This window comes from Clostridium sp. DMHC 10, from assembly GCF_001270375.1.
In the GTDB taxonomy this organism is placed as follows: Bacteria; Bacillota; Clostridia; order Clostridiales; family Clostridiaceae; genus Clostridium_S; species Clostridium_S guangxiense.
In genome coordinates this window covers 1-13,477 of record NZ_LGVB01000013.1, presented here as the reverse complement: position 1 = coordinate 13,477, position 13,477 = coordinate 1, and the positions used below count along the sequence as shown (strand labels likewise).

The following is a 13,477-nucleotide window of genomic DNA, read 5'->3' as shown; positions in this document are numbered from 1 at the left end:
TATAATATAGTTAAATCAGTGTGCAGAGTAGAGAGTAAAGTGAATGTATATATAATATAAGGTTTGGAGGAAGTGGTAATATGGCTGTATTAAAGGCAGAAAATATAACTAAGGTTTACGGGGATAAAAGAGGGGGGTTAAAGATTAAAGCCCTCGATAAATTTAGCATCAACGTTGAAAAAGGAGAATTTGTAGGAGTTATGGGCCCTTCAGGAAGTGGAAAGAGCACTCTTTTAAATATTCTTGCCACAATAGATACGCCCTCTTCAGGGGAAATTTTTATAAACGGAACTAACTTATCAAGACTTGATGATAAGAAGGCTGCTTTATTTAGAAGAAAGGAATTAGGTTTCATATTTCAAGACTTTAATTTGTTGGATTCATTATCAATAAAAGAAAATATAATACTTCCACTTGTGATGGAAAAAATTAAAGTTAGTGAAATAGAAGAAAGAGTTGAAAAAATTGCAGCAATACTAAATATAAAAGGAATTTTAGAAAAAAGACCATATGAAACCTCAGGAGGGCAGCAGCAGAGGGCCGCTTGTGCAAGAGCATTAATTCACAATCCTGCTATAATACTTGCAGATGAACCAACAGGAAACCTTGATTCAAAGGCTTCTCAAGATGTGATGGAGTCTTTAGAAAAGCTTAATGAGAAAAATGAAGCAACTATTATGATGGTTACACATGATCCATTCGCAGCAAGTTTTTGCAAGAGAATAGTAATGATTAAGGATGGAAAATATTTCTTAGAAATTGTAAGAGGAGGCAATCGTCAAGCTTTCTTTAAAGAAATTATGGATTCACTTACTCTTATAGGAGGTGTAAGAAATAATGACCTTGCGTAATGTTGCTCTAAAAAACATAAAAGGCAATTTAAGTAAATTCATAATGTATTATTTAAGCAATGCATTTGTGGTTATGGTATTTTTTATATTTGCAAATTTTATATGTAGTCCCAATATAAAAAATGTAAAAAACATGGGACAAATGGGAGCGATTATATCAAATATAATGATCTTATGTGAATTTGTAATAGTTGTGTTTACAATAGTTTTTACTAATTACTCTATTTCGAGCTTTTTAAAATCAAGGGAGAAAGAATTTGGACTTTTATCTATGTTTGGTCTTACAAAAAGCGAAATAAGAGGGTACGTAATGTTTGAGAACTTTATTGTTTCCTTACTTTCAATTTTAACGGGATTATTCTTAGGTATTCTATTTTCCAAATTGTTTTTTATGGGAGTTTCAGCAATTTTAGTTTTGGATACAGAACTTCCTCTCACAATATCTCTTAAAGCTGTAGTTTTAACTGTATTATGCTTTTTAGTATTGTTTCAGGGAATTGGGTTTATGGTAAGTTATAAAATTAAAAATAATAACATAATAGAACTTCTAAAAGGTGCAAGAATTGCAAAACCGGTACCTAAGTTTTCAACAAAGAAAGCAATTTCTTCTATAGTTCTTATTGTACTTGGATATACTATGGCAGTAGCTTCAGGGCAGTTTATAATAGCTACTATGTTTCCAGTTTTAGGGTTGACCGTATGGGGAACATACCTTCTATATTCTCAGTTTAGTGTATATTTTGCAAATAAGCTCCAAAATAACAAAGAGATTTTTTATAAAGGAATCAATATGATAACTTTATCTCAAATAATATATAAACTAAGAGATAATGCAAGAATATTATTTGCAGTTTCAATACTTTCAGCAGTAACTTTAACGGCATCTTCTAGTGTATATTCTTTTCAAAAAACTATGGAAAAGGAAACAGTTTTAGATTTTCCACATGATATAAGCTTTGTAGAGGATGGTTTGAATTCTCATAAGGTGATAATGCCTGAAAGAGTTGAAGAAGTTCTTAATAACTATGGAAATAAGGTAGAGAATAAAGACAAAATCATACTTATGAAGGGAACTAGTGAGTCTAAGTTTATAAATAGAGCTTTAAAATATCAAAGATACAACAGTAAAAATCAGTTTTATATTATATCTAATTATGAGTATAATTCTTTAGCACAGCAGCAAAAAAAGGAAAGTTTTTCTCTCAAGTCAGGGGAAGCAGTTGTATATTCTCACAGTTCTGAGGGAGCTAAGGCGGCAAAGATACCAGAAGGTAAGGAATATTTAAAACTAAATGTACAGGGTGAAACTGTAAAGTTTAATGTTATAGAAGAAATAGGTGGAGCTGTAATTAATGAGGATGAAATAAATTCTAATACCATTGTGATTAGTGATAAACAGTTTAATAAGCTTAAAAACAAACTTACAGACGAAAAACTTAATGTATACTATGGCTATAACATAGAAAATTGGATAAAATCAGAAAAGGCCGTAAGGAAGCTGAGAAGTGAAGTGCCTGAGGAAATGAAAAGTGCATTTAGTCAAAGGGTAATAGAGTTCTCTAAAGTTATGAAGAACATGTCTTTGTTTTTCTTTATAGGAACTTTTATAGCAGTATTGTTTTTCATAGCAACAGGCAGTATACTTTATTTTAAGCTATTTAATGAAATTCAAAGGGATAAACAAGAATTTATAGCACTTAAAAGGATGGGCATGTCTGCAGAAGAAGTGAAAAGGATAGTAAGTATTCAATGTTTTATAATGTTTTTCTTGCCTTTTGTAATAGCATTTAGTCATACAAGCTTTGCAATAAAAGCCCTTAGTAACCTTTTAATTTCAAATCTTAGCCTTTATTTGATGACTATTGTGGGGATTTATTTTGTGCTTCAAGTAATTTACTTTAGTTTTGCAAAATCAATGTATGTGAAACAGATAAATAGTTGGCAGTAGAATATGTATTGTAGGTAAAAATATTTTGAGGATTCAGGAGGAATGTTTTATGAATGCCATTTTAAAAAAATTAGGATTAACTAATCAAAATCCAGTACTTATTTTAAATGCACCAGATGAATATAAAGAAATAATGAAGGACATAGATGGTGAGATTCATAAAGAATTTAATGGAAAATATAAGTTTATACAGATGTTTTCTATAAGCTTTGAAGAGGCAAATAGTTATGCAAAAGCAGCGATTGAAGCATTGGACGGGGATGGACATTTGTGGCTTTGTTATCCAAAGGGAACTTCTAAAAAATACAAATCGAATATTAATAGAAAAAAGTCGTGGGATATATTTTCTCCGTATGATTTTGAACCAGTGTCTCAAGCTTCTATTGATGATAATTGGTCTGCAATTCGTTTTCGTCATGTTGATAATATAAAAAAATTGAAAAGAAAAACTGCTGCTACTAAAAAAGGCAAAGAAAGAATAAAGAATGATGATAAAGATTTATGTGATTAATGGATTTTAAGCGCTGTTCTAATATTTAAATAAGAAGTTTTTGTGAATTCCAGAAGGTTAAATGCCTTTTGGAATTTTGTTTTTTATATCGAGGAAATATTGACAATATTATAATACTTATATATAATGTGTATTGTGTACATACTGTGTATTTAATATATTAACAGTTTTAAAGATGGAGAGAAAATTAAATGAATATTATTATTTCAAATGTGTCAGATAAACCTTTGTATGAGCAAATAAAAGAACAAATTAAAAATGCAATAATTAGTGGTGGGTTAAAAGAGGGAGAAGCACTTCCATCAATTAGAGTACTAGCAAATGATTTACATGTTAGTGTTCTTACTACTAGAAGAGTATATGATGAACTTGAGTCGGAAGGATTTGTTATAACAAAAGCAGGAAAAGGGTCGTTTGTGGCACCAGAAAATCTTGAGCTTTTGAGGGAATCAAAAAGACGTATGGTAGAAACAAAACTTTTAGAGGCATGGGAAACTGCTCGCTCGCTTGGAATTTCTAAAAAAGAATTGTATTCTATGATGGATTTATTATTTGAAGAGGATGATGAGTAATGGATAATATTTTAGAAGTAAGTGGATTAAAAAAAGATTTTGGAAGTTTTGGTTTAAAAGATGTTAGTTTTTCGCTTAAAAAGGGGTGCATAACAGGATTTATTGGCATAAATGGGGCAGGAAAAACTACTACTATAAAATCAATTCTTGGTCTCGTAATAAAGGATGCTGGAAGTGTTAAATTATTTGGAAAGGAAATTGATAAAAATGAACGAGAACTTAAAAATCATATAGGTGTTGTATTGGATGATGGATATTTTTATGATGATATGACGCTTATAGAAATGAAAAACATCATTGCTCCTGCATATTCAAATTGGGATGAAACAGTATTTAAAAATTATATAACTCGTTTTAAGCTGCCACTTAAACAGAAAATTTCTACATTGTCAAAAGGTATGAGAATGAAATATAGTATTGCTTTGGCACTGGCACATCATGCAGATTTGCTTATTATGGATGAGCCAACAAGTGGACTTGATCCATTAGTAAGAAATGAACTGATGGATATACTTTTAGAATTTATGGAGGAAGACGGCAAAAGCGTATTTTTTTCTACTCATATTACATCCGATTTGGATAAAATAGCTGATGTATTAATTTTAATTGATAACGGGAAAATTGTGTTAAACGAAGAAAAGGACATAATATTGGATACTCATGGATTAGTTAAAGGTGATAAATCTATGATTAATGAGCACACAAGAAAGTTATTTTTAAAGCTTCACGAGACTAATTATAATTTTGAAGGCATCACAAATAGAAAAGCTGTTGTTCGTGAGCAAATGAAAAATGTAATAATAGAGAGACCAACTATTGAAGATATTATGTTAGCTTACATAGGAGGGGATAATAATGCTTTTGAGTCTTGTTAACAAGGATTTTTTATTAGTAAAAAATATTTGTTGCTTTTTATTATTTTTGCAATTTGGAGCACCAATTTTTTATTAATGCTAACTCAACGGTTAATGTTGGTATTTTAGGCTTTTTTATGACTGAAATTGTGCTTGAATATGTATTGAATACTATGATATGGCAATTGGAAGATAAATATAAAGGTTCAGTATTGCTTTGTGCAACTCCATATACACGAAAAGCATTAGTAGAAGCAAAATATTTATTTGTTTTTGTAATTTTTATTTGTAACTGTATTATTTATGCAGTTACAGCACTTATAGTCCCTGTTAATGTGACTAAGATAAATATTTCTGAGATTGGAATATCTCTTTTAATTGTAGCTATTTTTTTGATATTACTATACCTGCACTGTATAAATTTGGTTTTATAAAATTGAGAAATATACTGGTCATAATTGTTTTTATGATACCAATTACTGGAGGGTATATAGCAAAGTGGCTTCAATCTAATAATATTGACTTTCAGTATATTACTTCATTACCTAAGTTGATGCAAGAATTGGGACCGTATGTTCTTGCCTTAATAATTACTGGTATTTCTATGGCTTTATCAATTCACATTTATTCAAGAAAAGATTTGTAATGTAGGAGGAATACAAATGAAGGTTATTATTTTTTTAGTAGTTTTTGTAGCATTATCATTTGTAGCTAATGTAATATGGAATATATTTAAAAAACATTAATAATTATATAAGCCATACAGTTGTCGAATTTACTGGTTTATAATTTATTTCCATTATAAAAAGTGGAGGAACGAATAAATGCAAATAGATTTTTATTATTGGGGCACTCAATGTCCTATAAATTATGAAACAATAAAATTACTAAATAGTTTAGATTCAAATTTGTTTAGGATTAGTTTTTATGATATTACTGATGATAAAGCTGTGTTCCCAAATGGCAATCTTAAATGGTTTCAAAATAACGGTTATAAAGATGAAGGACTTGTTAGTATAGAAGAGGATTATGCAAAATTACATGTTGTAAGTAAAAATTTATGACATTAATTTAGCAGAATAATTCTAACAATAAAGCAGATAATAAACTTTGTATTAAAATTTAATTTACAAGGAGGAATTATTATGCCAGCAACAATGAATATACCAGCAGGATCACTTAGAACAGGAGGAAATCCACATCAAAGATGTATAGATGCATGCGCAAAGTGTACTCAGATATGTCAGGAATGTTTGGATATGTGTTTACAAGAGCCAGATGTAAGTGCAAGAAAAAATTGCATTAAAACTCTTCAAGATTGTTCAGAAATATGTTCTACAGCAGCTTGTTTTATGTCAAGAGGCAGCGGAAGCATAAAAGAAATATGCAATGTATGTGCTACAATTTGTGATAGATGTGCAAATGAGTGCAGTATGTTTCAAGATCAGCATTGCAAAACTTGTGCGGATGTTTGTAAGCAATGTGCAACTGAATGCAGGAATATGTCTACTAGCATGCAATAAAAAATTGCGAAGTAACAACATCTTGAAATATTAAATAAAATTAATAAATCTAAGCGTCAAATTGTTAAAATTTTATTTAAACTATTTCTTCAATGTTGTTACTTAGCTAAACCGGAAATGCAAATGATATACACATATTGTGGGTTTGGCGGAGCTAATGTGATTTGAGAACCTTAAACTAGCCATACCAAGCTGTGGATTAATGCAAAAAATACATTGTAAATATGGTCATTCAATGAAAATTGATAGTTATATATAATGTGAAAATTTAAGCAATTACAAAAATTTACATCTAAAATTCCGTAGATACGGAGGAATTTTTCCTTGCACTACCGTTGGAGCGAAGAAATAATGCTGAAGGAACGATTTAAAAAAATTCTAATAAATCTTGGTTCAAAAATTGTAAAATACTTAGATATTTCAATCTGTTTTGTACTATAAGTGTAGACACTTAATCTCATTTGATTAAGTAATCTGCACTTATTTTTATTATAATAAGAAATGGCTGATGATTCAATTTGTTGGAATTTAACTTCCGTAGCTCAAACTATCACCCATTGCTTATTATGGATATTCGATTAAGCAGGTTGGAACTATAATTATGAGGGAGAATCCCTCAAAGATGTCTCCTACCTCTATACTATAAAAAAGATAAGTTTATAACCAGTTTTATTTGGCTATAAACATATTATACGAGGAGATTTGCAATGAAGGTATACAACAAATTGGTTCGTGATAAAATACCAGCTGTAATAGAGGCTTCGGGAAAGAAGTTTGATATAAGAAAGGCAGATAAAGAAGAACTTTATAAATTGCTAGAGACAAAATTAAAAGAAGAAGTAAATGAATTTTTAGAAGATAAAAATTTAGAAGAATTAGCAGATGTCATGGAGGTATTATTTGGACTAGCAGAGAATATGGGCTATAGTGAAGAAGATTTGATGAAAAAAAGAGCTTTGAAAAGAGAAGAGCGTGGAGGCTTTAAGAAAGGAATTGTGCTAGAGAAAGTGTACGAATAAGAAATGCCTACAGTTGTTACAAAGTATAAATTGATATGACAGCTGTAGGTATTTTTTATTAAAAAAAACAGAACAAATGTTTGCATAAATCTTTCTTAGTTGGAAATAATATTTAATGAAAAACAACTGGAAAGAGATGAGTGTAATGGATTATAATAAGATTGAGGATGCAGTTTTAAAAAAGGCAATGGAATTTTTTAAGGCATCTGAAAGAAAATAATAAGTCCATGTTGCGAGAGAATTTTGTGTAATACGAGGAAACTGGTTCCGTTAATACTAGTAGGAAGTCTTAGCGGGTTCAGTTGACGAAATATTACGCAAAATTAGCCGCTAGATGGACATAGTATTTTTTTGAAGATGCCTACAGATAATGCCGTAAAGTTTTTCGGAATAGATGCAAAAATAACTGCACCAGCTGAAACGGAAATCAAAAACATAGATATAAAAACAAATTACACGGACTATTTATTTTATACAGAGGACGGAAATTATCTTCATTTTGAGTTTCAAACCACAGATAAGAGGGATGACATAAAAAGATTTTTATATTATGATGCTTCGTTATTTTACAAAGAAAAGCGGAAGGTTAGAACAATAGTTATTTATTCAGCAGACATAGAGAACGTAGAAACTAATATTGATGCAGGAAGTATAAAGTATGGTATTGAAGCATTTTTTATGAAAAACTTAGATGGAGATGCTAAATTAAAATATTTGGGAGAAAAAATAAATAAGGGTGAGCATTTAACTAGCGAGGACATTTTAGCACTAACACTAGTACCATTAATGAGTGGTAAAGAGTCCAGGAGTGAAAGAACAATTAAAAGCATAGAATTAGCAGAAAATATACCTGAGGATACAGAAAAGCTACAGTGTTTATCACTATTGTATGCACTATTTGAAAAGTTCGGAGATAGTTATTCTAAGAAAAAATTTATGGGAGTGATAAGTATGACTGAAATAGGCAGAATGTTAAGAGAAGAAGGAAAGGCTGAAGGAAAAGAGGAAGGTAAGGCAGAAGGAAAAGCTGAAATTCTTATAAAATTACTTGTTAAAAAGTTTACAACAGTTCCAAAGGAATACAGAGAAAATATAAAGAAATTGCCTGAAGAAACTATCGATGTTATTGCAATAGACATCTTTGATTTAAAGGATATAAAAGAATTAGAAAAATATTTTAAGTAAATTTATAATCTAGTATATAAAAGGTAATTAAAAACAAAACATTTTCAAACTTCAAATTCATTCGTACCAAAATACCAAGTTACAAGGGATCATGGTGCAGATGAATTTTTGGAAGATAAGAATTTAGAGGAATAAGCATATACCACAACTGTTATGAATTGTAAGTTGACATGATAGTTGTGGGTATTTTAATATTAACTTTAGTACAAATATAAATCTGGCGTATTACAAAGAAGATTGCTGAAAGGAATGATAATATGAAAAAAAATGAATACTCATTAAGTGTAACTGAAGTAAAGAATATACTTAAACAGCAAAGCAAGGAAGAATTAATAGAACTCATTATAGACAGCTATAAAACTATTCCACAGTTAAAGGAATATATAACCGTCAAATACTCAAATAAGGAAACAATTGAGCAAATATTTAAAGTTTATAAAGATAAAGTTCATGATGTGTTTTTTCCCAAGAACATAAAACACAATTTAAAATAGGAGAGGCAAAAAAAGCGGTTAATGATTTTAAAAGGTTATGTTCGGATGAAAAACTTGTAATTGATCTAATGCTTTATTATGTTGAGATGGGTGTTGAGTTTACAAATACATATGAAGATATTAATGAGAGCTTTTATAATAATGTTGAAAGCATGTATGAATCTATAGTAAAGTCTATTAACAAGCATGAAAATTCAGAGATTTTTGTTTCTCTAAGGGATAGGCTAAAAAATGTGGTTGACAATACTAGCGAGATGGGATGGGGTTTTCATGATGTTCTTGAACAATATTATGCTGAAATAAAATGGCTTGAATTAGAGGATTTTTCAGTTGAGGATAAAGAACTAATTCAGATAAAAGAATATATAGCAGATAGGATTGGGAAAAGAAATGATCTGCCTGATTTTGATAAAAAAATAAGCATTAATACGATAATAAGCGAAATTATTGATGCAGATGAAGTATTTATTTTAAGGATGGATGAACAGAGCGGAAACTATAGTAATTATGATGAATATGATTTTATATCAGAAAAAACAGGATATTCTATAGAAATTATAGAACTGATTTTATGGCAAAAATATTGTTATGAAATGGAGAATGATTATTGGCAATACGATGAAGGAAAATGTAGTAAATGTGGAAGCAGTGAGCTATATATTAGGGAAGTTCCAAATGAGGATTTTGAAGACCAAGTTATCTGTAAAATATGCGACACCGAATTTATAAGAGAATAGAGGAGCAGGTATTATGTTTGAAGTTATAAAAACTGAATATGGGAAATATATTACTGAATTTGAATTTGATTATTCTGGAACTTATCCTGATTTTGACATATTTATTATAAATGCAAAAGTAAAATTTTATGAAAAAGGTTTTGTAGTTTCTACAAGCATTAGTGAGAAAAGTCTTTTTATAGAATGGGATGGGATAACAGGAATTACATTTACAAAAAATAAAAAGACGATTGTAAATATAACAACAGACAAGGGTGTTATAACGCTGAAAAGAGAAAAACAGGAAACAGATATTGGTGAATTTAAGAAACTATTAAATAGTATGGTTAAAAATATTAAGCTTGAATATGTAAAATCGGATATTGATAATATAAGCTCATTAGAAATGAAGCGAAATGAAAAGCTCTATGATATGCAGGAAAAACGAGTCGAAAATTTTATAAGAAACAGCGGATATGAAGATGATGCAGCTATTCAGGAATACTGGTGTGATTACCTTAAAGAAAAACTTCAGTTCCCTTTTGAAGCTAAAATTATTGATGATTCTGGTTCTTTAGAAATAGGGGAGATTCTTGAAGTTTTAGCAATAGAGGGAGTATTTGATTTATATGGTATAGTTGTGAAAGCAATAAAAGGTAGAAGACAGTATTCATTTCCTTTATGTTTGCTAGAAGTAGTAGAAAAAAATAGTGATAACTATCAATTAGTTGATGATTACAATTTTTGGTTTTGCAATAGATAGATTTTATAAATCATTTGTGGTATTTAGATTAGAAAGTGAGGAGTTAAAGGAAAGCAATATGAAGTATTATTTAAGAGGCGAAATTGCCAAAATATCTGGCATTAATGTGGAAACACTAAGATATTATGAAAAGAATAAACTGATTCCTATTCCCAAAAGAACTTCAAAAGGATATAGAATTTATACAGAAGATACATTAATTATTCTTAGATTTATTAGGGGGGCTAAGAGTGCAGGTTTTACTTTAGAGCAGATAAGAAATTTATTTTCAGCTGTAAATGGTGTAAATATAGATTTAAATTATGTAAAAGAATTAATTGATGAAAAACTTGTGGAAATTAGTGATAAGATTATAGAGCTTAAAAGTGTAAAGGAAAATCTTAAGGATATTAAGGAAAATTTATATCAGCCACATGAATGTCCATTATGCAATGCATTTAATAATAATTCAGGAAAATAATAAAAAAGCTTGACTCTGTACCTAAGTACAAGGATTATAATTAGTTGAAATTATAATAAGAGGTGTTAGTATGAGTTCAAAAATTTTTTATTTTTCTGGAACAGGAAATTCTTTAGCAGTTGCAAGAGAACTTAATAATAATTTGAGTGATAAAGGAAGTATAATTCCATTATCAATATTTAGAGATAAAGAATCCGTACAGATAGATACAGATGTATTAGGATTTGTATTTCCAGTCTATTTTATGAATATTCCAGATATAGTTAAATCCTTTATAAAAAAATTAACATTTAAAACCAATCCATATATTTTTGCTATTGAAACATGCAACGGAGCTCCTGGTGCAAGCTTGATTGAGCTAAATAAATGTTTAGAAAGAAAAGGAAAAGCTCTGTCTTCAGGTTTCGTTATTTATATGCCCGGCAATGCACTTGTAACTCCACATAACATTGAAATTGAAAGACTGAACAATTATAAGATTAAATTAGCTGAAATTTCAACTAAATATTAATAATAGAAGTATAAATAAAATTGAAGGAAAAGGTAGCCTTAAGACCCGTATAGTAAGTGCTGTTTGTAAATCCCTTGGAAAGCAAATGTATTTAACTCCCAAAAATGTTTCATATACGTCCCAATGTGTTGGTTGTGGAATATGTGAAAAAGTATGCCCCGGGAAAGAAATTTAATATAAGAAAGGCGTATTTGTAGAGGGAGATATGAGCATGAATACAAGAACTATTATGATTTTTCCTCAATTTGAAAATATTGACGTTATAAATGAAATCCGTAAGAAATATGATCCCTTGGTAGATTTAGTGTTGCCACATATTACTTTAGTATTTCCTTTTAATAGCGAGCTGACTAATAAAGAACTTAATTTATATTTAAAAGCGTGTTTAAGAAATATAAAGGCATTTAAAGTTGAATTGAAGGGGTTCAGTAAACAGCACGATAGATATGGAAATTACTTGTTTTTAAATGTAGTACAAAGCATGGGTGTAATTAAAAACATTCATGATATGCTATATAAAGATAAACTAAAGCAATTTGATGCAAGTCAGGATTATGTTCCTCATATGACAGTTGGAAACCTATCTTCTATAGAGCTGCTTGATAAAGCATTTGATGATGTAAATAACAAGTATAATGATAAATTTAGTACTGTAGTCAAAAAGATATCGGTTGAAATGATTGGTGAGCATGAAGAATCAATTATTGTAATAGAGCACGAACTGGATTGATAAATTATAATTTGTTTAGCTTCGCTAGCCGATTATTATTATAGTCTTTATCTACTAATTGCGGCATAAAAAGTCGGGAGGTAATTTAATATTTATTTTATAATTGTATATGACAGGAGGAAAAGTATGGATATGATTCGCAGGATGCATTTTCACGTGTTTTTAGAAATTTCCATGGGGTTTTGCCGTCAACAGTAAGAAGTGAAACAGTAACGCTTAAATCTTGTCCTAAACTCTCTTTTCAAATTGTGATTAAGGGGGAAGAAAAAATGAAGTATCAAATTGAACATTGGCCTGCATTTAAAGTGGCTGGGATTGCTAGCAGGATTAAAACAGATATGGCTTCCAAGTTCGGGATTTAAACTTGCAGACTTGCCTGTATTTGAATGTTATATGCAAGAAAATCGACAAGAGATTTGGATAGCAATTGAGGAAGCATGATGAATGCTGAAATATTTACTTCTAGTAAGGGAGATATCTTCTAATATAAGGTTCAATCAATGTAACTATCATATCTTTATAAATCCTTCATAATCCGGTTATGTGTAAATTTGACATACGAACATATGTTTGATATATTTAATCATATGAATACTTGTTGATTTGTTTTAAAATTCGTATGACATGGAGGAAAATAAAAATGAGTATGCTTGAGGAAATAAAAGAAGATATAAAGAAAAGATGTGAAAGTCCAAATAACTTTTTTGGACCGGGAAGTTATGAACATATTAAAAGTGTAGCAAAGAATGCTGTTGAACTTGCTGAATTGTACAAGGCAGATGTTGAAGTGTGTGAAATTGCAGGCTGGTTACATGATATAGCTTCGGTTACAGATTACAAGCTATATGAAAAGCATCATATTCACGGAGCAGCTATGGCAGAAGCAATCTTGAAAAAATATAACTATCCAGAAAATAAAATTGAACTTGTTAAATTATGCATATTGAATCATCGTGGAAGTGTGTTAAAGGAAAAAAGAACTATAGAAGAAATATGTGTTGCCGATGCTGATGCAATTTCTCATTATGATGCTTTGCCTGCATTATTTTACTTAGCCTTTGTTCAGAGAAAGCTTAATATTGATGCTGGCACCGAATTTGTCAGAAATAAGCTTGAAAGAAGCTATAATAAGATGTCTAAACAAAGCAAGGAATACTATAAAGCTAAAAGGGATTTAATTAAGACTATATTTGAATAATTTTATTTGGAAGAATTAGAAAAATATTTTAAGTAGACTACAGGCATATCTGTAGTTTTTTTTATGCATACTAATGAATGAAATAGCTATAATTAAAAAATTCTAGCTTCAATATTTTTTTATTACTCAATTTTTAAATAAG

Annotated in this window: 19 protein-coding genes; all 19 read left to right on the top strand. The window is 29.6% G+C overall.

Annotated features, from left to right (window positions below; genetic code table 11):
• Nucleotides 1-80 precede the first annotated feature (80 nt).
• The gene (locus tag AGR56_RS01605) at nt 81-851 is read left to right on the top strand and encodes an ABC transporter ATP-binding protein (protein ID WP_053240878.1); all 771 of its coding nucleotides are present in this window, start codon (nt 81-83) and stop codon (nt 849-851) included.
• Nucleotides 838-2,799, top strand: a complete 1,962-nt coding sequence (locus tag AGR56_RS01600; RefSeq protein WP_053240877.1) for an ABC transporter permease — start codon at nt 838-840, stop codon at nt 2,797-2,799. Before AGR56_RS01605 ends, AGR56_RS01600 begins: the two co-directional genes overlap by 14 nt.
• Before the next feature lie 49 nt (nt 2,800-2,848).
• Nucleotides 2,849-3,310, top strand: coding sequence for a hypothetical protein (locus AGR56_RS01595; protein WP_053240876.1), 462 nt, complete (start codon nt 2,849-2,851; stop codon nt 3,308-3,310).
• 191 nt (nt 3,311-3,501) lie between these two features.
• Complete coding sequence (locus AGR56_RS01590; protein ID WP_053240875.1) at nt 3,502-3,882, top strand: GntR family transcriptional regulator; 381 nt, start codon at nt 3,502-3,504, stop codon at nt 3,880-3,882.
• Entirely contained in the window at nt 3,882-4,757 is an 876-nt protein-coding gene (locus AGR56_RS01585; protein WP_053240874.1) for an ABC transporter ATP-binding protein, read from the top strand. The genes AGR56_RS01590 and AGR56_RS01585 overlap by 1 nt, the downstream gene beginning before the upstream one ends.
• Nucleotides 4,758-4,810: 53 nt before the next feature.
• Nucleotides 4,811-5,170, top strand: a complete 360-nt coding sequence (locus AGR56_RS01580) for an ABC-2 transporter permease (RefSeq protein ID WP_198149897.1) — start codon at nt 4,811-4,813, stop codon at nt 5,168-5,170.
• Nucleotides 5,104-5,382 carry an ABC-2 transporter permease gene (locus tag AGR56_RS01575; protein WP_084756831.1) on the top strand — a complete coding sequence of 93 codons (279 nt, stop codon included), beginning with the start codon at nt 5,104-5,106 and terminating at the stop codon, nt 5,380-5,382. The genes AGR56_RS01580 and AGR56_RS01575 overlap by 67 nt, the downstream gene beginning before the upstream one ends.
• A 178-nt stretch (nt 5,383-5,560) precedes the next feature.
• Nucleotides 5,561-5,800, top strand: coding sequence for a hypothetical protein (locus AGR56_RS01570; RefSeq protein ID WP_053240871.1), 240 nt, complete (start codon nt 5,561-5,563; stop codon nt 5,798-5,800).
• 81 nt (nt 5,801-5,881) lie between these two features.
• Nucleotides 5,882-6,259: a four-helix bundle copper-binding protein gene (locus tag AGR56_RS01565; protein ID WP_053240870.1), complete on the top strand. Its 378-nt coding sequence runs from the start codon at nt 5,882-5,884 to the stop codon at nt 6,257-6,259.
• A gap of 707 nt (nt 6,260-6,966) precedes the next feature.
• Nucleotides 6,967-7,278 carry a nucleoside triphosphate pyrophosphohydrolase gene (locus AGR56_RS01560; RefSeq protein WP_053240869.1) on the top strand — a complete coding sequence of 104 codons (312 nt, stop codon included), beginning with the start codon at nt 6,967-6,969 and terminating at the stop codon, nt 7,276-7,278.
• Nucleotides 7,279-7,635: 357 nt separating this feature from the next.
• Nucleotides 7,636-8,463: a DUF4351 domain-containing protein gene (locus AGR56_RS01555; protein ID WP_053240868.1), complete on the top strand. Its 828-nt coding sequence runs from the start codon at nt 7,636-7,638 to the stop codon at nt 8,461-8,463.
• Between the two features lie 257 nt (nt 8,464-8,720).
• Entirely contained in the window at nt 8,721-8,957 is a 237-nt protein-coding gene (locus AGR56_RS01550) for a hypothetical protein (protein ID WP_053240867.1), read from the top strand.
• On the top strand, nt 8,954-9,694 hold the full coding sequence (locus tag AGR56_RS01545; RefSeq protein ID WP_242851241.1) for a DUF6155 family protein: 741 nt from the start codon (nt 8,954-8,956) through the stop codon (nt 9,692-9,694). The genes AGR56_RS01550 and AGR56_RS01545 overlap by 4 nt, the downstream gene beginning before the upstream one ends.
• A 13-nt stretch (nt 9,695-9,707) precedes the next feature.
• Nucleotides 9,708-10,436 (top strand): calcium-binding protein, encoded by a 729-nt coding sequence (locus AGR56_RS01540; RefSeq protein ID WP_053240865.1) that lies wholly within the window; start codon nt 9,708-9,710, stop codon nt 10,434-10,436.
• On the top strand, nt 10,405-10,896 hold the full coding sequence (locus AGR56_RS01535; RefSeq protein WP_157055638.1) for a MerR family transcriptional regulator: 492 nt from the start codon (nt 10,405-10,407) through the stop codon (nt 10,894-10,896). The genes AGR56_RS01540 and AGR56_RS01535 overlap by 32 nt, the downstream gene beginning before the upstream one ends.
• Nucleotides 10,897-10,966: 70 nt before the next feature.
• Entirely contained in the window at nt 10,967-11,407 is a 441-nt protein-coding gene (locus AGR56_RS01530; RefSeq protein ID WP_053240863.1) for an EFR1 family ferrodoxin, read from the top strand.
• Between the two features lie 211 nt (nt 11,408-11,618).
• Entirely contained in the window at nt 11,619-12,137 is a 519-nt protein-coding gene (locus AGR56_RS01525; protein WP_053240862.1) for a 2'-5' RNA ligase family protein, read from the top strand.
• A gap of 282 nt (nt 12,138-12,419) precedes the next feature.
• Nucleotides 12,420-12,578 carry a hypothetical protein gene (locus AGR56_RS23170; protein WP_347460365.1) on the top strand — a complete coding sequence of 53 codons (159 nt, stop codon included), beginning with the start codon at nt 12,420-12,422 and terminating at the stop codon, nt 12,576-12,578.
• 199 nt (nt 12,579-12,777) lie between these two features.
• Complete coding sequence (locus tag AGR56_RS01520; protein ID WP_084756829.1) at nt 12,778-13,335, top strand: HD domain-containing protein; 558 nt, start codon at nt 12,778-12,780, stop codon at nt 13,333-13,335.
• Nucleotides 13,336-13,477: the final 142 nt, after the last annotated feature.